The organism is Parasutterella excrementihominis YIT 11859, assembly GCF_000205025.1.
In the GTDB taxonomy this organism is placed as follows: domain Bacteria; phylum Pseudomonadota; class Gammaproteobacteria; order Burkholderiales; family Burkholderiaceae_F; genus Parasutterella; species Parasutterella excrementihominis.
In genome coordinates this window covers 65,085-86,817 of sequence record NZ_GL883679.1, presented here as the reverse complement: position 1 = coordinate 86,817, position 21,733 = coordinate 65,085, and the positions used below count along the sequence as shown (strand labels likewise).

Annotated in this window: 19 protein-coding genes and 1 tRNA gene; 9 read left to right on the top strand and 11 right to left on the bottom strand. The window is 50.9% G+C overall.

Going from position 1 to position 21,733, the window contains the following annotated elements; genetic code table 11:
- The 5 genes from HMPREF9439_RS01790 to HMPREF9439_RS01770 all read right to left on the bottom strand — a co-directional run bounded on the left by HMPREF9439_RS01790 (window position 1) and on the right by HMPREF9439_RS01770 (window position 4,670).
- A tRNA-Gln gene (locus tag HMPREF9439_RS01790) sits at window positions 1-76 on the bottom strand.
- An 18-nt stretch (window positions 77-94) separates the two neighbouring features.
- Entirely contained in the window at window positions 95-946 is an 852-nt protein-coding gene (ispE, locus tag HMPREF9439_RS01785) for a 4-(cytidine 5'-diphospho)-2-C-methyl-D-erythritol kinase (protein WP_008863461.1), read from the bottom strand.
- On the bottom strand, window positions 943-1,446 hold the full coding sequence (locus HMPREF9439_RS01780) for a lipoprotein insertase outer membrane protein LolB (protein WP_008810316.1): 504 nt from the start codon (window positions 1,444-1,446) through the stop codon (window positions 943-945). Before HMPREF9439_RS01780 ends, ispE begins: the two co-directional genes overlap by 4 nt.
- Window positions 1,433-3,226: a tetratricopeptide repeat protein gene (locus HMPREF9439_RS01775; protein WP_008810315.1), complete on the bottom strand. Its 1,794-nt coding sequence runs from the start codon at window positions 3,224-3,226 to the stop codon at window positions 1,433-1,435. The genes HMPREF9439_RS01780 and HMPREF9439_RS01775 overlap by 14 nt, the downstream gene beginning before the upstream one ends.
- A 151-nt stretch (window positions 3,227-3,377) precedes the next feature.
- The gene (locus tag HMPREF9439_RS01770; protein ID WP_008863459.1) at window positions 3,378-4,670 is read right to left on the bottom strand and encodes a M20/M25/M40 family metallo-hydrolase; all 1,293 of its coding nucleotides are present in this window, start codon (window positions 4,668-4,670) and stop codon (window positions 3,378-3,380) included.
- 244 nt (window positions 4,671-4,914) lie between these two features.
- Between HMPREF9439_RS01770 and ahpC the strand changes: the two genes are divergently transcribed.
- Complete coding sequence (gene ahpC, locus HMPREF9439_RS01765; RefSeq protein WP_008810313.1) at window positions 4,915-5,478, top strand: alkyl hydroperoxide reductase subunit C; 564 nt, start codon at window positions 4,915-4,917, stop codon at window positions 5,476-5,478.
- A gap of 68 nt (window positions 5,479-5,546) precedes the next feature.
- On the opposite strand, the gene HMPREF9439_RS01760 is transcribed toward ahpC, so the two are convergent.
- From HMPREF9439_RS01760 to HMPREF9439_RS01745, 4 genes are all read right to left on the bottom strand, one after another.
- On the bottom strand, window positions 5,547-6,068 hold the full coding sequence (locus HMPREF9439_RS01760; protein WP_008810312.1) for a DUF1857 family protein: 522 nt from the start codon (window positions 6,066-6,068) through the stop codon (window positions 5,547-5,549).
- A gap of 4 nt (window positions 6,069-6,072) precedes the next feature.
- The gene (locus HMPREF9439_RS01755) at window positions 6,073-7,173 is read right to left on the bottom strand and encodes an amino acid ABC transporter permease (RefSeq protein WP_008810311.1); all 1,101 of its coding nucleotides are present in this window, start codon (window positions 7,171-7,173) and stop codon (window positions 6,073-6,075) included.
- Window positions 7,170-8,330, bottom strand: coding sequence for an amino acid ABC transporter permease (locus HMPREF9439_RS01750; RefSeq protein WP_008810310.1), 1,161 nt, complete (start codon window positions 8,328-8,330; stop codon window positions 7,170-7,172). Before HMPREF9439_RS01750 ends, HMPREF9439_RS01755 begins: the two co-directional genes overlap by 4 nt.
- 93 nt (window positions 8,331-8,423) lie before the next feature.
- Complete coding sequence (locus HMPREF9439_RS01745; RefSeq protein ID WP_008863458.1) at window positions 8,424-9,446, bottom strand: amino acid ABC transporter substrate-binding protein; 1,023 nt, start codon at window positions 9,444-9,446, stop codon at window positions 8,424-8,426.
- A 193-nt stretch (window positions 9,447-9,639) separates the two neighbouring features.
- Between HMPREF9439_RS01745 and HMPREF9439_RS01740 the strand changes: the two genes are divergently transcribed.
- The 3 genes from HMPREF9439_RS01740 to paeA all read left to right on the top strand — a co-directional run bounded on the left by HMPREF9439_RS01740 (window position 9,640) and on the right by paeA (window position 12,340).
- A complete protein-coding gene (locus tag HMPREF9439_RS01740) occupies window positions 9,640-10,575 on the top strand; it encodes a DnaJ C-terminal domain-containing protein (protein WP_008863457.1) in 936 nt (311 codons plus the stop codon).
- Window positions 10,576-10,585: 10 nt separating this feature from the next.
- Window positions 10,586-10,891, top strand: a complete 306-nt coding sequence (locus tag HMPREF9439_RS01735) for a hypothetical protein (RefSeq protein WP_008810307.1) — start codon at window positions 10,586-10,588, stop codon at window positions 10,889-10,891.
- Between the two features lie 72 nt (window positions 10,892-10,963).
- A complete protein-coding gene (paeA, locus tag HMPREF9439_RS01730) occupies window positions 10,964-12,340 on the top strand; it encodes a polyamine export protein PaeA (protein WP_008810306.1) in 1,377 nt (458 codons plus the stop codon).
- A gap of 58 nt (window positions 12,341-12,398) precedes the next feature.
- Here the strand turns inward: paeA and HMPREF9439_RS01725 are convergent, their stop codons facing one another.
- Entirely contained in the window at window positions 12,399-14,924 is a 2,526-nt protein-coding gene (locus tag HMPREF9439_RS01725) for a DNA topoisomerase III (protein WP_008810305.1), read from the bottom strand.
- Between the two features lie 188 nt (window positions 14,925-15,112).
- Between HMPREF9439_RS01725 and def the strand changes: the two genes are divergently transcribed.
- Window positions 15,113-15,640 carry a peptide deformylase gene (def, locus tag HMPREF9439_RS01720; protein ID WP_008810304.1) on the top strand — a complete coding sequence of 176 codons (528 nt, stop codon included), beginning with the start codon at window positions 15,113-15,115 and terminating at the stop codon, window positions 15,638-15,640.
- Window position 15,641: 1 nt separating this feature from the next.
- On the opposite strand, the gene HMPREF9439_RS01715 is transcribed toward def, so the two are convergent.
- On the bottom strand, window positions 15,642-16,538 hold the full coding sequence (locus HMPREF9439_RS01715; protein WP_008863456.1) for an alpha/beta fold hydrolase: 897 nt from the start codon (window positions 16,536-16,538) through the stop codon (window positions 15,642-15,644).
- A gap of 90 nt (window positions 16,539-16,628) precedes the next feature.
- Between HMPREF9439_RS01715 and fmt the strand changes: the two genes are divergently transcribed.
- From fmt to HMPREF9439_RS01695, 4 genes are read left to right on the top strand one after another with little or no spacing between them, the layout of a single operon-like run.
- Window positions 16,629-17,603: a methionyl-tRNA formyltransferase gene (fmt, locus tag HMPREF9439_RS01710; protein ID WP_008863455.1), complete on the top strand. Its 975-nt coding sequence runs from the start codon at window positions 16,629-16,631 to the stop codon at window positions 17,601-17,603.
- A complete protein-coding gene (gene rsmB / locus HMPREF9439_RS01705; protein ID WP_008810301.1) occupies window positions 17,600-18,904 on the top strand; it encodes a 16S rRNA (cytosine(967)-C(5))-methyltransferase RsmB in 1,305 nt (434 codons plus the stop codon). Before fmt ends, rsmB begins: the two co-directional genes overlap by 4 nt.
- On the top strand, window positions 18,904-19,473 hold the full coding sequence (locus HMPREF9439_RS01700; RefSeq protein WP_008810300.1) for a DUF4390 domain-containing protein: 570 nt from the start codon (window positions 18,904-18,906) through the stop codon (window positions 19,471-19,473). Before rsmB ends, HMPREF9439_RS01700 begins: the two co-directional genes overlap by 1 nt.
- On the top strand, window positions 19,474-21,726 hold the full coding sequence (locus HMPREF9439_RS01695; protein WP_008810299.1) for a sensor histidine kinase: 2,253 nt from the start codon (window positions 19,474-19,476) through the stop codon (window positions 21,724-21,726). It abuts the gene before it with no gap.
- Window positions 21,727-21,733: the final 7 nt, after the last annotated feature.

Here is a 21,733-nt window from a genome sequence, read left to right as displayed (position 1 = left end):
TGGCAGGGGAGGAAGGAGTCGAACCTTCGCGTGCCGGGATCAAAACCCGGTGCCTTAACCACTTGGCTACTCCCCTACGTACAGCAGACTTAAATCACGCCCAATCATAAAGCGGGTGAAACTTAAGACTCCTGAATGCCCATTGTCTCCAACCTATGGGTAGATTAGAAATCAAACGCACTTCAGCGCCCGATTTTACCGCGTAAAACACTGCTGAACCTGAGCCGGTCATTCGGGCTTTTCCTAACTGTTTCAAACAGTCGATCGCCTCTTTCACTGAAGGGCAGATATCTGCCGCCACAGGTTCGAGATCGTTATGCCCGAAATCTATCGGCAGGCGAAGCAAAGCCGCGCTAGAGGAATTCGTAATTCTGATGGAATCCGTGTCCCTTGTCAAATTGGGGCTTTTGAATACATCCGCCGTGGGCACACTCGCGCCGGGGAAAACTACCGCCCCCTCGAAATCGTCAGTAACGACGGGAGTCAGCACCTCTCCGACACCTTGGGCAAAGGCAGTTTGACCGAAGATAAAAAAGGGAACGTCGGCCCCAAGCGTTACCGCCAGATTTAAAAGTTCGTTACGCTTTTTATTGATATCCCACAGTCTGTTCAGTGCAATCAGACAGGTGGCTGCGTCGGAGGAACCTCCGCCCATACCGGCTCCGTCAGGAATGTTCTTTCGGACCGTGATCCGGACCCCACGGTGCGGAGCGAATTGCTGCATAAGCTTTGCCGCTCTGCAGCAGAGATCTTTTCCCAAAGCCCAGCTAATGTCGCCTTCGCGAATGATTTTAGGCTCATCGAGAACTTCGAAATCAAGGTAATCGCACAAGTCGATCATGCTGAAGACAGACTCCAGCAGGTGCATACCATCTGGTTTTCTGCCGATGACATGCAGAAACAAATTAAGTTTAGCCGGGGCCGGCAGATTCAGGCAGCATTTCACGGTTGTTTCCTCGGCAGAATTGTCAGCGTTACTTGAGAATCCGTCGAGGGCACGTAGCCTTCGGCTCGGATGCGAAGGACTCCCTCCTTGTCTTCGGATCTAACCTTCCAGTCATGAGAATTCAGGTCGCCGGTGTTCTTTTCGTTTTTAACCCATGCCAGGAAACGATCGAGACTTAAAGGGATTCCGATGATCTGGTTCACCAAGACAGCAGAATTCGGGGCCTTATAAGTTTCATTGTCAGAATTAATCAATACGCATTCGTTCGGAGTTTCTTCTATGGAGGCAATTTTGGCTCCGAAAGGTCCGTTAATGTTCAGGACTTTTTTCTCTGGCAGAACGATCAGCCGAAAAGACCCGCTGTGCCTGTCGACTGAGGTTCCGGATTTAGAGGCAACAGAGAACCGTCCTGTCCATACCTCCGCGTTTTGCGGAACGAGGGTCGTGCAGGAACACAGCAAAAGTAAGCAGAGAAGCGCTAAGAAATTAATTTTGCGCATTTGGCATCTTTAAGCGTTTTTTCAATGCGCTCAGCTCTGCAGCATCGGGCCAAAGCTTCTCGGCTTCTTTCAGAACATCGGCGGCCTTGCGTTTATTGCCTTGTGTCCAATAAACCTCAGCAAGGTGCAGGTAGATATCAAGTTCTTTCTGAAGCTTCAGCGCATCGTTCAGATATTCAATCGCTTTGATATATTTTTTCTGCTTAAAGGCCAGCCAGCCTTTGGAATCCAAAATGTAGGGATTCCTCGGATCGAGCTGATAAGCCTGATTGATATATCGCTCGGCTTCTTTGATGCGTTTGGTCTGCTCTAAGAGCGTGTACCCAAGCGAGTTATATGCATTGGCGAAGCCCGGATCGATTTCTATCGCCTTCTTTAAATGGAACTCTGCCGTCTTAATATCATCCAAGCGCTCAGCAAGCATGGCCGCTTCGTAATGAAGCGCCTTGGAGTAAGGCATGGAGATCAGGGAAGCATTCAGTGCATCGAAGGCAGTTTTTTCTCCTTTGGTTTCCAGAAGGATTCGCGCTTTAAACAATGCGGCTTCTTCCACGATAGCCGGTTCCTGATCTTCTTTTATCGTGTCAAGCGCCTTCAGGGCATCATCCCACTTGGACTCGCGGGAGTAAATATTTGCTGTTTGGAGCGCAGCGGCGGCCGTTAATTTCCCTTTGACTTTAGATGCGTAATCCAGAGCTTTCGGGAGCTCTTTTTCATCTGCAGCGATATCACTCAGCAAAAGATACGCGCGAGAGAGATTTTCATCGTCGGGATTATTTTTCAGGCGCTCCACGACAGATTCGAGAATCGTTTTTGCTTTCTTGACTTCAGAAATTTGAACATAGCTGATGGCAAGCGCGATCAGATAACGGTCGTCATCTCTATATTCTTTTTCTAAGACATTCAGAGCATCGAAATTTTTGGTCTGGAAGAGCAGCTGAGAATAGGCATCACGGATGCGGACGGCCTTTGGGTTTTTCTTGAGGTAGCGGGCCAGGATCTGCTCAGCTTCTTTTGGATTTGTCCGAAGCAGTGCGCTTCCGTAGGTTAAGACCGTCTCTTCGTTTTCAACGGTCCTGAAGGCGTTCTTGGAATATTTTTCTGCGGCTGAGACATTCCCGTTTAAGGCCTCCAGTCGGGCTAATCCGAGCTGAGTTTGATAAAGCTTGGAATACTTAGCGGTAACCGTTCGGAAGAAAGACAGAGCCTTAGCCTTGTCTTTCATTAAGGCCAGCTGGGTCTGGAGTTTAATAATTTCAGCGCCTTTGTCTTTGGACTTAGCCAAAAAACTCGCTGCCGTACCGGAGACCTTATCCAGTTGGTTGGAAACAATGCCGCTCGCGATAAAAGCTTCCTGAGCTTTTGGGTTGTCTGGCGAGAGCTTGATCCACTCGGAAACTGCTTTCTGAAATTCTTTCGGAGCGTTTGAGGCAAGTGCGATTTGAGCTGCGCGCTCGGCTATTCTCGGATCACCGGTTTCTTCAGCTAACGTAAGGTAGGTTTGGTAAGCCGCACCGGCCTGACCTCTCTGAAGCGCAATTTCGCTGGCGATCAGCTGAAAAAGGATTCGGCTCGTCAGCTTGACCTCGGGGATCGACGGATCAGAGGCAGCACCCTCGCTCTCTTTGACGGCAGCTTCTTCTGTCGTATTTTTTGCAGAAGCGGAAACCGGAGGTGTTGCTGCGGAATGTTCTGCGGCAATCGTTCGGCTCCCGGCCAGGGGAACGCCAAGCGCGACAAACAACGCCGAAACGAGAATAAATTTCAATTTGCCGGACACGCCAAACACCATTTTCCATAAAGAAGTTATCGATTCGGGAAGTGTAGCCTAAACAAATGAAGGCTAGCTTTTCCGCCGCAGCTTTGTTCCCAAAAAGCAAAGAACCCGCCTCTGCTGAGCGGCGGGTTCCGAACGGTCAAGGGAAAAGAGCTTAGGAAGCGCTGCGCTTCGGAAGCAGAGGTTTAGTCTCGCCTTCCAAACCGACGAGCGAAAGAACCGTCATGAGCGCCAACTGCGGACCGAGGTAAGAGTCAGTCGAGTCATACCATTCCGTCAGGCTGTGGTTGTGTCCTTCGGATCCGCCTCCGCCGATCGTGGTTGCGGGAATGCCTAAGCTAAGCGGAACATTTTGATCGGTGCTAGCGCAGTCATAGGAGCGCAGCTCAATGCCGACAGCTTTCATTGCGCCGCGTGCAGCCAAAAGAACCGGACTGGAGTCAGGCTGATCTCCGGCAGGACGATGTCCGATCGGATCGATAATGACCTTAATCTTATTTTCCTCAGCTGCGTTCCAGTGTTTGTTTTCTTCTTCGCAAGCTTCCGTCAAAAGAGGAAGAACCTGATCAACAATTTTGTTCAGCTCATCATTGTTGATGGAGCGCGTGTCAATTTCCATCGTGGCTTTTGCCGCGATGGAGTTAACGGTAGAGCCGCCGACAACGGTACCGACAGTAAAAGTTGTTTTCGGTGTTTCAGGCACATTGAGGTCGGCAATTTTTGCAATGGCGCGGCCTAATGCGTGCGTGGCACTGGGAATGCCGAATGTAGCCCAGCTGTGTCCTCCGGGTCCTTCATAGGTGACGCGGAAACGGCGGGAGCCGGTAGAACCGTGAAGAAGCTGTGCCACACAGGCAGAGTCCACGGAAATAAAACCGTCGATATGTTCCTCTTTAGAAGAGAACAAATATTTTCCGCCGCGCAGGTCACCGTTGCCTTCTTCTCCCACGCTTCCGATGAAGAGCAAATCTCCTTCGGTTCGGATATTGGAATTCTGAAGGGTACGCAGTACTTCCAACACAACAGCTAAGCCGCGGGCGTCATCCGAGATTCCGGGCGCGTAGTACTTCGTACCTTCCTGTCGGACTTTTACGTTTGTTCCGGCAGGGAAGACGGTATCGAGATGGGCGCCTAAAACTAAACGCGGGCCGTTTCCTTTGCCCGGACGAATGCCGATAACGTTGCCTTCCTTATCAATGCGGACATTGGTCAGACCCAGTTCACGGAGTCTCTCTGCGAAGTAAGCGGCTCTGACTTCTTCATGGAAAGGAGGAGCTTCGATCTCTGTCAGGGCGATCTGGTCGGCCATGGTGAGCTGCTCTTCTTCTTTAATTTGTTTCAGGGCATCTTTAACGACGGGATTGTTTTCCAGGATTTTGAAAGTTTCATTAACACTTTCGGGAAGAGGTGGCAGAACCGGGGCTTCTTTTGGCAATGGACCGGACATGTAAGCTCCTAAAAATAAAGAAACGAGCTTTTGATAATAGCTGTAAGTGGGTGATTTAACAAGAAATATCGAGTTACAAAATCTTCTATCTATTTCTAAATGTTAATTATTTGAAAAATATAGAGAAATTAACGAAAACAGGGAGGGGAGGAGCTAAGCGAACCCAAAATGAATTTTTAAGGTTGCGAAACCCTCTCAATTACTCTATCTTGCAGTAACAAACTTTTTTAAAGGAGTAATACTCATGTCTTTAGTAGGCACCCAGCTTCAGTCTTTCAGCGTCGAGGCCTTCCAAGGCTTCGAATTCAAAAAAATCACAGACGCAGACCTGAAAGGCAAGTGGTCCGTGGTTTTCTTCTACCCGGCTGACTTCACGTTCGTCTGCCCGACCGAGCTTGAGGATCTGGCTGATAACTATGCAGAGTTCAAGAAGATTGGCTGTGAAATTTATTCCGTTTCCACCGATACACACTTCACACACAAGGCCTGGCACGATTCTTCCGAGGCCATCAAGAAAGTCGAATTCCCGATGCTCGGCGATCCGACAGGCCAGATGACCCGCAACTTCGGCGTTATGATCGAAAGCGCCGGTCTTGCTCAGCGCGGTACATTCGTGATCAACCCCGAGGGCCGTATCGTTATCTGCGAAATTCATGACGAAGGCATCGGCCGCGACGCCAAAGAACTTCTCCGTAAGGTTCAGGCTGCCCAGTTCGTCGAAGCAAATCCCGGAATGGTTTGCCCGGCTAAATGGAAACCCGGTCAGAAGACTCTGAAGCCCTCCATTGATTTGGTCGGCAAGATCTAATTCTGAAATTATTCGGAATTGAATGAAGAAGGGGCCGCATTGCGGCCCCTTCGGTATTTTTAAAACTTTTATTGGACGGAGGCAACGCTCGTATCTTTGTCCAGCTGGGCCGCGATGGCCTTGCACACCTCTCCGTCCTTCCAAGCCCAAGCTCGGTATAAGAACTGACGGTATTCTTTTTCTTCCGGTGACGGTTCGGGCTGAGTTTCGTCCAAATTCTGCGAATACGTAAAGCTCAGTGCGTAGCCTTCGGAAGCTTCTTCCAAAACGATCCTTAACTGTGATTCCGCACCGGCGGCTGTCGCGTCAATCGTCGTTGTGATGGATTTTTCCGGATCTAGTTCATGGTGTTCAACGATGGTTTGACCGCCGTTTTGACCGGAAAGTTTGATTTCCAGGTCGATCTTCTCCTTTTCTCCGACTGTTTCACTCTTTAACGGCTTGCTGTCGAGGAAGAAGTCCAGGTATTCGTGTCGGTTCAGATAGGCCGTCTTGAGGGCATCCCAAACCTGTTTACGGGTTACGCCTGTCAGTTCGGGATCGATATCGCTCAAAGCGATGCTGTGTTGAAAAACCTCTTTTAAAGCCATGGCGTTAATGTTCCTTTTTTGCTGAGAGCGCGGCTTGTTCTTTGCTGCGCTGAATACGTTTTTCCAGCCAGATGCTGTACCGAGACATGATCAGGCTGAATACGAAGTAAATGATGGCAATAAACAGATAGCCTTCTAAGAAGAAATTGCGCCAATTGGGATCGCCCAAAGCAAGACGCAGACTGCCGGTCAAGTCGTACATGGAGACGATGGTCACTAAGGATGTATCCATAAACGTCGAGAGCAGATTATTCACAAACGCCGGGATGACGGTGACCAATGCCTGCGGGAGGATCACCGAAGTGTAGATTTGATATTTTGAAAGACCCAGTGACGCGGCTGCCTCATATTGTCCTTTAGGAATCGTCTGGAGACCGCCTCGAATGGTCTCTGCCATGTAAGCCGTTTGGAAAAGGACGATACCGATCACAATTCTCCAAAACGCATCGATCCTAAAACCGGGCGGGAGAATCAGCGGGAAGATGAAGGAGGCAACAAATAAAACGGTAATTAAGGGGACACCGCGCACGAGTTCAATGTAACCGATGCAAAGCATCCGGATAGCGGACATTTTGGAGCGCCGTCCGAGAGCGAGAAGGATACCCAGCGGAGTGGACGCCGTCATACCGAAAAGCGTCAGAATAATTGTCAGCGGCAGACCGCCCCAGTAGTCCGGATCAATTTTTGAAAGGCCGAAACAGCCGCCCAGCATCAGCACGAAAAAGGCGCCGAGGGCAAGAATCCAGCCGGCCGTCAGGATTTTGCAGCCGGTGCGGTTCCAAAGCTGAGGGAAAGCCGAGATGACGAGCATCAAGATAACACCGCCGGTTGCTGCTGCGGCTCTCCATTGTTCGTCGTAAGGGAAGCGGCCGAATAAGATTAAGCGCCATTTCTCCGCGACGAAGCCCCAGCAGGCCCCGTCATGATTGTTCATGCATGCTTTAAAGTCAGCTCTGAAAATGGCGTCCGCAACACCCCATTTCCAGGCATACCAGCCTGCCGCTCCGATAAGGAGGAACAAACCGATCGTCACAACGGACGCAACCGGAGAGTAGAAAAACGATCTCCAGAGGTTGGCGGGGAAAGCATTTTGAGGCTGTTTCATCGGCTTCCCCTAATAACAATTCTGTTGATGCTGTTCATCACGACAGAGATCACCAAGTTTAAGAACAGATAAACAGACATGATGATGACGATGACTTCCAGCGCCTGGCCGTTGAGGTTGATGGTCGAGTTGCCGATGGAAACCAAATCCGGATAGCCTACGACGACAGCTAAAGAAGAGTTTTTCGTGAGGTTCATGTATTGGCTTGCCAAGGGAGGGATGGCAAGCTTCAGAGCCTGCGGAAAAATGACGTAGCTGATAGCTTCCAAGCGCGTCATTCCGAGCGCCTCAGCGGCATGCCACTGTCCTCTCGGCACGGCTAATACACCTGCTCGGATAATTTCGGCGATAGACGAAGAGGTAAAGAATGTCAGTCCGATCCAAAGCGCTAAAAATTCCGGCGAGAGGGAGGCGCCTCCTTCGATTGCGAATCCCTGCAGTTCCGGTTTGGACCATCCGCCGAAGATCCCGAAGCACAGCCAGGCAGCACCTCCGACAACAAGCGCTGTCGAAAGCGAGAAAACCGTCGAAATTAAACCTGTGTAAATCTTGAGGAAAAGCGGTCGGGTTAAGAAGAAAGCTAAGCCAGCCGCGACAAAGGACCAGGTGCAAGCCGTGCTGTTCGAAGCCGGTACGGCAAATTGGAGCCCTGCCTTGGAAAGCAGACCCCATGATCCGAAATTCACCGCCTCCATGGAGTCGGGGAGAAGCTCGGTAATGATTAAGTAGATGAGCAGCAGCTGAACAATCAATGGAATGTTGCGATAAAACTCGACGTGGGCCGCGCCCAGAAACTTCAAAAGAGGATGTTTGGACAGCCTCATTAAGCCGATGATGACGCCGAGCACTGTCGCCGTAATGATGGATACGACGGAAACCTTAATGGTATTGAGCAGCCCGACAAGAAAGGCTTTGAAATAAGCTTCCGTAGAACTAAAGGAGATGAGAGACTCACCTATTTCAAAACCTGCCTGTTCATGAAGAAAGGCGAAACCGGAATGGATATTTCTAGCCGCGAGATTGGCAGAAATATTAAAGATGAAGCTGCCGAAAATGATGGTGAGGACAACAAGAATGGCCGACTGCCAAATAAATGCCTTGCGCTTTCTGCTCGCTTCTCTTCTGTGCCAAGCGGCGTCACCGTGCGGGTGATTCATTATCTGTACTAACTGGTTTTTAATACTGCGGAATTGCGGCAGGAATCTCGAGATTCAGTGCCGCAATCAAATATAAATCAAAAACGGAATCGATTAACGGACGGGAGGCGCGTAGAGGATGCCGCCGTTGGTCCACTGGTTATTGATTCCGCGGGGAAGTGCCAGCGGAGTCTTAGGCCCTAAGTTTCTTTCAAAACTTTCACCGTAGTTACCGACCTGTTTAACGATGCGGTAAGACCAATCTTTATCCAGGCCGAGGAGTTTGCCCATATCTTCGCCAGAGCCGAGGAGGCGTTTCACGTTCGGATCGGTCGAAGTCTTGCGGAGCTCATCTGCATTAGCCTGAGTGATGCCTTTTTCTTCTGCTTCGATGAATGCATTCAGCACCCAGCGGGCGATCTGGAACCATTCGTTATCGCCGCGGCGGACTGAAGGTCCGAGCGGTTCTTTAGAAATGACTTCAGGCAGGATGACGTAATCATCCGGATTAGCTGCTTTTGTTCTTGCACCGGCCAGGTCACTCATATCGGTTGTGTAGACCTGACATCTGCCGGAGAGGAAAGCGCCCTGAGTGGCTTCCGTGGTGTCGAAAAGAACGGCTTTGTACTTCATGCCGTGAGACTTGAAGTAGTCGGCGACGCTGGGCTCGCTGCTGGTTCCGGATTGGACACAGATAGTGGCGCCGTTGAGCTGCTTAGCGGATTTTACGTTTAATTTTTTAGGAACTAAGAAGCCTTGACCATCGTAATAGTTGGTTCCCACAAAGACAGCGCCCAAAGAAGCATCACGGGTCAGATTCCAGGTTGTATTTCTGGCAAGCACATCGACTTCACCGGCCTGAAGAGCGGAGAAACGCTGCGGGGAGTTCAGAGGAACGAATTTAACTTTATTGGCGTCGCCCAGAACTGCTGCGGCCAATGCACGGCAGTAATCGACGTCCAAGCCCGTCCAATTGCCTTTGCTGTCCGCATTAGAGAAGCCGGGTGCAGCGGTGTTGACGCCGCATACGACAACATCGTTTGCCTTAACTTTGTCTAAGACCGGACCTGCGAAAGCAGGGGCGGCAAGAGAGAGGGATACGGCCGATAAGGCGCCGGCCAGAATGGTTTGATTCATTTGAGATTCTCCGGTTGGAAAGATGATTAATTTTTAACACATTGAAACCCGCTTCAACCGTCTTTGAGGGAAAACTTGTGGGTACCGCATTTCATCTCAGCGGAATTATCGAATAGATACCCATTTTTAGACGGTCGGGAGATTAATTCGCGTTAAAAGGTACACACTGAGACGATCACACAAGGGACTTGTTATGGAATACAAGGATTACTACAAAATTTTAGGCGTGGATCGCTCGGCTTCGGAAGCCGATATTAAAAAGGCTTTCCGGAAACTGGCACATAAATATCACCCGGATGTCTCCAAAGAAAAGGATGCTGAAGCCAAGTTCAAGGATGTGAACGAGGCCTACCAAACCCTGTCCGATCCGGAAAAGAAGGCCGCTTATGACCAACTCGGCCAGCGCAGAGAAGGCAGCAGCTTTGAACCGCCACCCGGATGGGGCGGTTTCGGAGGCGGTGCTTCCCACGGCTTTGAAGGCTTTGATTTTGGCGGCGGCGGATTCGATTTTGCTGATTTGTTCTCTCATATGGGAGGCGGAGCCCGTGCCGCACGTCCGCAGGCTGGTGAGGATCTGAACGCAGAAGTTCAAATTACTCCTGAGCAGGCCTTTAACGGAACGACCGTAAGCATTTCTCTGCGCGAGCCTGAAGAAACGACTGACGGTCGGGTACGCCATGTCACTAAGACCTTAGAAATTAAGGTTCCGGCTGGCACGATCGACGGACAGAAGATGAGAGTGACAGGCAAGGGCGGTCCGGGCTACAACGGCGGTTCGAACGGGAACCTGTACATCACCATCAACATCATTGAAGAGGGCCGCTTTAAGGTTGAAGGAAGAGACGTCTATCAGACGGTTCCTCTGGCCGACTTTGAGGCTGTTTTAGGCGCTGAGGTCGTTGTGCCGACGCTCTCCGGCGGAAAGATTTCCGTCAAGATTCCGGCTGGCGCCAAGGCAGGACAGAAGATTCGTATCGGCGGCAAGGGCTTCCCGAACAAGAAAGGACCGGCAGGCGACATGTATTTGCTGATCTCGATCGTTGTTCCGCCTGCTCCTTCTGACGAGGTGAAAGAGCTCTATCAGAAGATAGCCGAAGCCTCGAAATTCAACCCGAGAGAAAACCTGTAGGAGATAAACGATGAGTCAGATGATTGTTACAGAAGTGCAGACCACGTTCAGTCCCGAAGAACTGCAGGAAGTAAGCGGGCTGCCCGCCGAGATTTTTAATGAGATTAAAGATCTGGGCGCGTTAGATGAATTTTTAGACCACGGCCGATATGTCTCCCGCAGTTTTTTGGTGATTCGTAAGGCAGCCAGACTGCGCAGAACCTTTGATCTCCAGAGTGACGCATTGGCGCTATTGATCCATTACATGGCCGAAGCCGATGCGCTCAAGGATCAAATCAGACATTACCAGCTTGGGAACATCAATCCTTACTTGTAAGAGAAATCGCTGAATCTTCTTATGTTTGGACGTTCCTTTTGGTAGGCTTATACGGGAAAGGAAAGAACAAACATGGATTTATCTTTAAAACTTCTATCTATCTTCGCTCTGATCGTGGCGGCCGCCTACTTCGCCATATCGGAAATCTCTCTAGCCGGTTCTCGCCGAGTCAGACTGACTCAAATGGCCGAGAACGGTGATAAGCGCGCTCAGGAAGTCATCAATCTGCAGGAAAAACCGGGACCGTTTTTCTCTGTTATTCAAATCGGCATTAATGCGGTCGCCATTCTAGGCGGTATCGTCGGTGAAGCCGCTTTCACAGATGTGTTTGCCGGTCTGTTCAAATGGTTTGTTCCCGCACAGTATCTAGAGACAACGTCGTTTTTGTGCTCATTCCTCCTGATCACGATGTTGTTCATTATCTTTGCCGATCTCTTGCCGAAACGCATAGGTCTGACGAATCCGGAGAAAATTTCCGTACGCCTGATCGGTTCAATGCAGGTGCTCATCAAAGTTTTGAAACCGTTCGTTTGGCTTCTGACGGTTATTTCCAATGCGCTCATGAAGCTCTTTGGTCTTCCGACTCAAAACAAAAACAAAATTACCAGTGAAGATATCGTCGCGACGGTAGACGCGGGAGCGGCTGCCGGCCTGATCGCGCCGAGCGAACAGGCTGCGATTGAAAACGTGATGGACTTGGAAAGCCGCTTGGTGCCGAGCGCGATGACTGCACGTGAATATGTTGTGTACTTCACGCTCGATGAGAGCTATGAAAGTATCGCAAAGAAGATTGCTTCCAGCCCCCACAATAAATTCCCCGTATGCGACCGGGATATTGACCACGTCATAGGCTATGTGGATTCCAAAGATATCCTTCGCAGAGTGATTGAAGGGAAGACTTTTTCTCTCAAAGATCAAAACTGCATTTCCTCTCTTCCCGCCGTCCCTGATTCGCTGACATTATCCGAAGTCCTCGATCTCTTTAAAACCCAGCGCTCCGACTTTGCGGTGGTGCTGAATGAATACGCTTTGACCGTCGGTGTGATTACCTTGAACGACATTATGAGCACCGTCATGGGCGAATTCGTTCTGACGCCGGACGAGGCCCAGATTGTTCAGCGTTCTGACGGCTCTTGGCTGATCGACGGCGCAACGCCGATCGACGATGTTGAGCGAGTTTTCGATTTCGGTCAACTGCCGGAAGACGAAACCTATGAAACCTTGGCCGGCTTCATGATGTATATGCTTCGTAAGATTCCGAAGTTAACGGACCACATCGAATACGGCGGATATCGCTTTGAGGTCATCGACGTAGAGCGTCACAGGATTGACCAGATCTTGGTGACCAAGATCGGCTCGAAGGACGAGGATAAGAAACCCGAGCCCTCGGAACAGTCTACGGAACCGGGAAAAGAGGCCCCAGCGTCTGAGGACGAACAGGATAAATAAAATGAAATCGGGAGGCTGATCCTCCCAATTTCACTTAACAAAACTTCTTCAAACAGTCTTAGGCTTCGGCTTTCCTGACAGTCTTGGAAGCGGATTTTCTAGCGCCGGCAGCCGCCTTCTTATCGCCGGTCTTTTCCTCAAATTTAAATCCGATCTTGCCTTTGCTGTCCGTGACCAAATAAGCTGAGAATTTTCGCTTGGTTCGGTTGGAGACAAAGTCGTGAAGAAGATCCGTCGATCCGGTGGAAAGAAGCTTGCTCATCTCTTCGCGGCTGATCGGCTGCTGCAGAATGACCTTCGAGCTGCGGAAAGTGCACTTTTTCTTAGCGTTCGGGTCGATATGGTCTTCGCAAACATAGGCATTTTCCGTTTCGTAGACGTTCTTGCCGCAAACAGGGCATTTTCCTACGGGTTCGGTTTTGCGAAGTTCTTCCACGTCGACGGTCTCGCGTTCCGGTTTTTCCCCGAAATCGAAGTCGATCTTGTAGTCGGGCGCCGGTCCGAGCTTCAGTACGGCTGAGAACGGACGTCCCATTTTGCTGATAAAGCCTTCCAGCGGGCCGATCTGCCCTTTTGTAAGCAGCTCATCCACTTCTTCCGGTGCAAAAGTTCTGCCGCCCGGATGTTTGGGAATGCTGTAGTCGCATGAGGTGCACGCAAAGCGTCGGTAGTTTTCGACAATCTTCCCGCCGCACTTCGGACAGGGCGCCTTCAGGGTGGCCGGATTGCTCAGAGGAACCGTGTCGGCACCGTAGCTTTTTGCCCGATCCACAATACTGCAGGTGAGCTCGCCGATTTCTTTCATAAAGTCCTTGCGGGAAAGCTGTCCTTTTTCGATCTGGGACAATTTGTATTCCCACTCACCGGTGAGTTCAGCCTCGGAAAGCGTCTCGATGTTCAACCCTTTGAGGAGCGTAAGAAGCTGGGAAGCTTTAGCCGTCGGGATCAGCTCGCGTCCTTCACGAATCAAGTAGCTCTGAGCGATAAGTCCTTCGATAATGGCCGCGCGTGTAGCCGGGGTTCCGATGCCTTTCTCGGACATTGCATCACGCAGTTCTGCTTCTTCCACGGTCTTTCCGGCGTTTTCCATTGCGCTCAGCAATGAAGCTTCCGTGTAACGGGCAGGCGGTTTAGTTGCGAGTCCCAGAGCATCCGATTTGACGGTGAGCGGGGTTTCACCCTTGGCAACAGGAACTAATTCACTGCCGGAATCCTCGCTTGTGCGGCCGTAAACTTCCAGCCAGCCGGGATGCTGCATCACTTTTCCTTCGCTCACGAAGTGATAGTCCTCGACCACTGTTGTGCGCGTCGTATTGAGGAACTGAGCCGGCGGATAAAAAACAGCGATAAAGCGTTTCGTCACCAAGTCGTAAATTTTCTGTTCTACCTCCGACAAAACGCTTTTGGGTTCCTGGCCGGTCGGAATAATGGCGAAGTGATCACTGATCTTGGCATTATTGAAGATCTTTTTAGTGAACACGACGTAGTTATCCTTCAGGGCCTTTTGTGCGAACTTGCCGAGGGAGGATGTCTGAGCGACGACGCTCAAAATCTCTTTAACCGTCGGAAGGTAATCTTCCGGCAGTGCGCGGGCATCCGTACGAGGATAAGTCAGCAGTTTGTGCTTTTCGTAGAGTGCCTGGGCAATCGACAGCGTTGTCTTGGCAGAGAAGCCGAAGCGTGAGTTGGCTTCGCGCTGAAGTGTCGTCAAATCATACAAGGCAGGGCAGGAAGAAGTTGAAGGTTTGGACGTCTCGGTGGCTGTGCCCTTTTTGCCTCTGACCGCATCGGCAATTTTCTGCGCATCCTCCGCAGCCCAAAGTCTTTCCGCTTTTAAGTCCGGATCCGAGCTCTTTTTAAAGTCGGGATCAAAATATTTGCCTTCGTATACGCCGGCATCAACTTTGAAGTCGGCGTGCACTTCCCAGTAATTACGGGGAGCAAAACTTCTGATCTTTTCTTCGCGGTTAACCACGAGGGCTAGCGTCGGTGTCTGAACTCTGCCGACGGTCGTCAGGAAAAAGCCTCCGTCCTTACTATTAAAAGCCGTCATAGCGCGGGTACCGTTGATGCCTACCAGCCAGTCGGCCTCCGAGCGGCTCTTGGCAGCGTCTGCCAAAGGCTGCATCTGTGCGTCCGTGCGCAGATGTTTGAAGGCATCGAGGATTGCGCCCTTTGTCATGGACTGCAGCCACAGACGGTAGATCGGTTTCTTATTTTTTGTCGCTTCCATGATGTAGCGGAAGATCAGCTCACCCTCGCGTCCCGCATCACAAGCGTTTATGACTTTATCGACCTCTTTACTCTTAAGGAGTTTTTTGAGTCCGTTTAGCTTAGTTTCAGACTTTTTAATCGGGGCGAGATCAAAGTGAGAGGGGATGACAGGGAGATTAGCGAAGCTCCATTTGCCTCTTTTTACTTCGTATTCTGCCGGTTCCTTGAGCTCAAGCAGGTGACCTACTGCGGAAGCAACAATATAAGAATCCCCCTCGTAGTGGTCTCCGACTTTCTTTAAGCCGCCGATAGCCCGTGCGATGTCTCCTGCAACTGACGGTTTTTCGGCAATGACAAGTGTTTTGCCCATTTTTAATCCAATAATTATGTACTTATGTCTTTTTCTAAATTAGCACTTTTTCAAAGAAGCGGTTATTTCTTTTCCGTTAATCAACATGTAACAGGTGTTTTAGTGTGTATATAAGTAGTTATAAGTAATTGCCGTGGCGAGTATTATTAAAGGTTTACTGACAATAAAGTGATTTTTGGAGCATAACGTTGGCTTTACTTCCGATTCTTAAATATCCTGATCCGCGTCTTGCCACGAAGGCAGCCGTGGTGACGGAGTTTGACGACAAACTCAAGCAGCTTGCCGCCGATATGGCCGAAACTATGTACAAAGCTCCCGGTGTAGGTCTTGCTGCGACACAGGTTGACCGACATATTCGTTTAATTGTGATCGATATCACCGAAGAGAAAAACGATCTTAAAGTTTTAGTCAATCCGGAGCTGGTTGAGTCCAGTGAGGAGACTAAGCCTTGGGAAGAGGGCTGCTTATCTCTGCCCGGCATTTACGACAAGGTCACTCGCCCGGCAAAAGTAAAGGTTAAGGCTCAGGATCTCGAAGGCAACTTTTTTGAATTGGAATGCGACGGGCTGCTGGCTGTCTGTGTTCAGCACGAAATGGATCATTTGGAAGGGACGGTCTTCGTAGACCACCTGAGCATGCTTAAGAAACAGCGCATTCGTCACAAGATTCGTAAGATGCGTCTGGAAGAAGAACGAGCTGCCAAGGAAGAAGCCTGATCTAGGCTTCCGCCTGCCAAACGTGAGAGGCGATCGCTCTAGTAATTGTCTCGAAGTGAATCGGCGGCAAATCGTGTCCCATGCGCGGCAAGGCCAGAAACTCAGATTTCGGGATGAGGTCGGCCACTTCCTTCCCCGCTGCGAGCGGAAGAAGAGGATCGTCCTCTCCGTGAATAACTAATGTCGGCGCGGTGATACGAGCGATATCACTTGAGCGGTCCCCGCTCGCAAGAATTGCCAGCAGCTGTCGTTCTCCGGCAGTTTGATCAATTTCATAGCGGCTCATCTCGTGGAGTAGCTCATGTTTTTCCTGAGCGGTGTATTCGTAGCTCGGGCTTTTCAGAGTCATAAATACTCTTTCCAGATGCTTCTCTCTCCCTTCTTCGGTGGAGAGATCGCTCGAGTGCATCAAGATTGAATAAATTGCGCGCAGTTTTCCAAAGCCCGTTCTCGGGTTGCCTGAGGCCGACATAATAGAAGTAAGGGACGCGACTCGGGAGGGCCGGATCGATGCAAGGGTCTGACCGATCATTCCTCCCATCGAGGCTCCTACGACATGCGCTCTTTGGAGCTTTAATTCATCCAGCAGCTGCACTAAGTCGAGGGCCATATCTTCGAGGAGATAGGGTGCTTGGACCGGCAGGCGAAGAAGAGTTCTTCCGATGGCAGCAGGAACGGAGATAGACGTTTTCAGATGAGAAAAGTGCTCGGATAAGCCTGCATCTCGGTTATCCACGGTGATGACGCGAAGGCTTTTTTCCAAGAGCATGGAAATAAAGCTCCGAGGCCAGCCCGCTGCCGGCATTCCCAGACCCATGATTAAGAGGACGGCCGGAAGCTGTTTATCGCCGAATACCTCGTAGTGAAAGCGTCCCGTTTTTAAGTGAGCAAAAGGCATGAGCAAACCACCGAAAATAGTCAGCTTTGATTATGAAACAATCGGCTCCGTCATTACAATTTCAATTCTGATTCGGGTTAAGAGGACAAGATGAGAGTTATTTTTGCAGGAACGCCGGAGTTTGCGGCTAAAGCTTTAGAAGCATTAATTCAGAGTGAACATGAAGTAGTGATGGTTTTATCTCAGCCGGACCGACCCGCAGGGCGCGGCCGCAAGCTGAAAGAAAGTGCCGTGAAGTCGCTGGCCAAGCAGCATAATATTCCGGTTTACACCCCGCTTTCCCTCAGAGTCGAAAAAGGCGGTGAAGAAACCGCCGAAGTCCTGACAAAGATGCAGGAGGCGAAAGCGGACGTTCTTGTGGTGGCTGCTTACGGCCTTATCGTTCCTCAGTTTGTTCTTGATATTCCCTCGGGCGTTCTGCCTCAGAAGTTCCCGACGTTAAAGGCTGTAAATATTCACGGCAGTCTTCTGCCGGAGTGGCGAGGCGCTGCACCGATTGCGCGAGCCATTGAGCGCGGAGACAAGGAAACGGGCATTACATTGATGCAGATGGATGCGGGGCTTGATACTGGTCCGATGCTGATGAAACGTTCCGTTGAAATTACGCCTGAGGATACGGCCGGCGATCTTACCGAGACGCTTTCTCGCCTCGGAGCCGAGATGCTGATCGAGTATTTGCGGAATCCTGAAGCCTATCCTCCGATTTCTCAGCCCGAAGGCGCAACCTACGCCTCTAAACTCTCCAAGGCAGAAGGCAAGATCGACTGGACGGCGTCCGCCGATAAGATCGCTGATAAGGTGAGAGCCTTTAACCCGGTTCCGGGCTGTTTCTGCGCCTGCGGTGACGAAGTACTTAAGATTTGGATGGCTTTTGCCGAGCCGGGAAAGAAAACCGGCGAGACCCCGGGCACGGTTATTGAAAGCAGCGCGAAAGGAATTTTGGTTGCCTGCGGTGACAGTACCGTTTTGCGTATTACTCGTCTGCAGAGACCCGGCGGAAAGCAGCTGGATGTTCGAGACTTTATTGCCGGTCACGCCTTTTCCAAAGGAGAAGTTCTTAAATGAGTTCTGCTGCCTTAGCTGTCACTCTTACACAGACGATACCGCTTTGGATCGGAGTCAAAAAAGGTCTCTCGATAGAGAAGGTGCTTGAAGGACTGCCGAAAGATTCTGAAAACAGAAGCGCCTGCCAAAGCGTTCTGTATACGGCCGTACGTCAAAGGGCTCTTCTGCAAAAGCTCTCTTCGGATCTTATCTCGCGTGCGCCTGCAGATGATGTATTGGCGCTCATTGAGCTTGCTCTCGGTCTTTTGAGCGAGGGAAAAGAAAAGCCCTTTACCGTAGTTAATGAAGCGGTGGCAGCAGCGAAGCATTCCCGCAAAATGGTGAAGGCGGCCAATTTCGTCAATGCAATATTGAGACGATTCGGTCGTGAAAAGACCGAACTTTTAGTGAAGGCCGAAAAGCAGCCGACGGTTCGTTTCAACGCACCCGATTGGTGGATTCGCCGCTACGAAGCGGTGTTTGGTGAGCAAACGCCTGAAATTTTTGCGCTCCAGCAAAAGCATCCGCCGATGACGCTTCGCGTTAATACTGGAAAAACTTCTGTAGAAGAAGCTCAGGCCAAGCTGGAAAAAGCCGGGATCCCCGCAGAGCGGGTAGGCAAGTTTGGTTTGATTCTTCTGTCTCCGAGGCCGGTGAAAGACGTTCCCGGTTTTCTTGAAGGAGAGGTCTCGGTGCAGGATGCCGGAAGCCAGTTGGCAGCCGAACTTCTCGACGCCAAGGAAGGAATGCGTGTCTTAGACGCCTGCGCGGCACCCGGAGGAAAGACGGCTCACAGCTTGGAGCTGGCCGACGTGGATATGACTGCGCTTGAAATTGATCCCAAGCGTGCCTCCCGAATCACCGAAAATCTTGACCGACTGGGCCTAAAGGCAAAAGTAACGGTGGCTGACGCAGGCGATCCTAAAAAATGGTGGGACGGCCGTCCTTTTGAGAGGATTCTGCTGGATGCCCCTTGTACGGCTTCAGGTATTGTGAGAAGACACCCGGACATCCCCTGGTCGAGAAAGCCCGAAGATATTGCCAAACTTGCGCGGACTCAGGGGAAGCTTCTGGAAACCATGTGGCCCCTCTTGGCAAATAATGGCAGAATTCTATATGCCGTCTGCTCGGTTTTCCCTGAGGAGGGACCCCGCGGAATCGAAGCATTTTGCGCTCGCCATCCCGATGCCAAGCTGATTCCGATCGGTCCGGAGGGCGAAAACCTTTTATCGCTTTCCCCCGCTGAGGGGCCTGAGACTCCGGGCTCTGTTTGGCCCGCTACGCATGACGGATTCTTTTACGCTTTACTTGAGAAGATTTGATGTCCCTGAAGAAACTGCTTGCGATCACTCTCCTGGCCATGAGCACGAGTCTCAGTGCTTTGGCCTCGGACGTCGTCGTGCCCGTCGATCCTGTCATTGAAGGGCAGGAGGTGCCGGCAAAGGGTCTGTATTTCAGCAGCAGTTTTGAATTTGAGCTCAGCTCTGAGGTTGAGGATGTTCTCCAGCGCGGGATCACACTTTATTTTGTGATTGAAGTGGAAGTGGAGAAGAAACGCTGGTATTGGTTTGATCGGTCGATTTGCGGCATCAAGGAGACCATTCGCCTGAGTTTTAATCCTCTGACGCGCAGTTATCGCGTCGCGATCGGAGGAATGACGCAGAGTTTTTCCTCTCTTGAGGGCGCCCTGAGATTTATTAAAACAATTAATAATCTTTACGTCGGTTCCTACCGAAATCTCAACCCGGAAGATTATGAGGCGCGGGCTCGTTTTTATTTAGATACCTCCAAACTTCCTCGCCCCTTCCAAGTCACGCTGAAAAAGGACGACGGCTGGAATTTGAATTCGGGATGGTTTGACGCCGAAATTAAGGGCGCCGGGGAGAAATAAATGTCCAAGTACTTCCGGCTTGGGCTGATCGCCGTGATCGGTGTGAGCTGCGTACTGCTCTTTCTTCTGGTTTTGGCCAGTCAGAACAGCACATTTTTTGAAAAGTACTACACACTGCTTCTTTGGCTCAACACCATCATCGCGCTGGTATTTCTCGGCCTCGTCTGCGTTCTCTTATATCGGCTCTACCGCAGGGCTCAAAAGAAAAAGTACGGCGTAAAAATCCTCTCTAAATTTGCACTGGCTCTCGGGCTAACCGGTGTCGTGCCCGGAATTTTGATTTTTGCGACTTCCGTGCAGTTTCTTCATACTTCCGTCGAGTCCTGGTTCGACGTCCGAGTCGAACGCGCACTGGACTCCGGCCTAACCCTGGGCAGAGAAGTCGTGGAGAACTTTCAGAGTTCTCTGCGGCAAAAAGCCCGCACTATTGCCAACGAAATCTCCGAGACACCGCCGGCCAATTGGATGACGGTGCTGGATGCAGCGCGGGAACGACAGGGCCTGCAGGAAGCCGTGCTGGTTAACTCCGCAGGTAATTTCATTACGGTCAGCGCGAGCTCATTCAGAAGTCTCGTTCCCAGCGTGCCGACAAATCGTGTTCTTCAAACCGTGCGGACGCGCGGCTTTTGGCAGCAAATCGACGACGAGGTCGGCGGTATGCAGAAGGCTCGGGTCATCGTACCTGTACCTTCGGTTGAGAGCATTGCCTCCTTTGCCTATCGAACCGAACAGCCGGACTACCTAAAGGGCCGCTCTTCTGTCCTACAGGCGGCAGGTTCGGAAACCGTCTTCTTGGAAGTCGTGGATAACGTTCCTCCCTCTCTGTCTACCAATGCCGAGACGCTGATGAACGGGTATCGGGATTATCAGGAAATGGTATTAGCCCGTGCGGGTCTGAATAATATTTATCTGATTTCTCTGACCCTCGTTCTGCTTCTTTCCATGTTCGGTGCGATTGCCCTTTCGGTGATTATGGCCAACCGTATCAGCCAGCCGCTGATGATGCTCCTGGAAGGAACCAGAAAGGTTGCAGAAGGCAAATATGACCTTATTCCCGAAGTTAAGGCCGATGACGAAGTCGGAGAACTGGCGCGCTCTTTTAACCGCATGACAGAGCAGCTGGCGCAGACGCAGGCCGACTTGGTGCGCCGCGGGGCGGAACTTGAACAGGCCAAGAGTTATTTGGAGCGCATTTTGGCAAAGATGTCTTCGGGCGTTATTGTGCTTAATAACGATAAGAAGATTATTTCTGCGAACTCCAGCGCCTCCAGAATTCTAGGTATTCCGCTGACTGATCGTTTGGGGTCGGAATTTGCACAGGCGATTCCGGGGTTTGCCTCGGAGGTCGTCGAAAAACTTATGGCGCAAACAGATGAACGCAACGATATCACGCTTCAGTGCGAGTATCAGCGTCCAGAGAACGCGGTAACGAAACAGAATCTCTTTGCGAGAGCTACACGCCTTCCGATTGGTGACGCTCAGGGATATTTGATTGTTTTTGATGATGTGACCGCGCTTGTGTCCGCACAGCGAACCGAAGCGTGGGGCGAGGTAGCGCGCCGTTTGGCCCATGAAATCAAGAATCCGCTGACGCCGATTCAATTGGCCGCAGAGCGTGTCGAGATGAAAATCGGCGCCAAACTCGAGGGTCGTGACAAGGAGATCCTCGAGCGCGCGACAAAGACGATCGTCAATCAGGTTACGGCCATGAAGCAGATGGTCAATGATTTCCGTCTCTATGCCAAGATCGGTGCCCCGCACTATGACAAGCTTGATCTGAAAGCGTTTGTTGAAGAGGTTGTGAAGTTTTACCAGGCAGCAGGTGTTCATATCGATTTATTCCTTCAGCCGGGAATTCCTCCGATTGAAGCGGATCAGAATCAGCTTCGTCAGGTCTTCCACAATCTTTTGTCGAATTCGATGGAGGCGGTACCGGATAAAGACAAACTGGTGGTCAGCATTCGGGCTTCTGTCGTGACGGACGAGGCGGGCGATGTCGAAGGCGTGGAACTGGATGTTTCCGACAACGGTCCGGGCTTTACCGATCAAATTCTTGAGCATGCGTTCGAGCCCTACGTCACGACGAAGTCCTCGGGAACGGGCCTGGGTCTTGCGACAATTAAAAAAATTGCTGAGGAGCACGGCGCGATGGCTGCTGCTGAAAACCGCAAAGATGCGGATGGAAATGTCTGCGGCGCAAGGCTTATCTTCGTTTTTCACCGTCTTTGGCACGAACAAAGCCGACCGAATTGATTTGGTT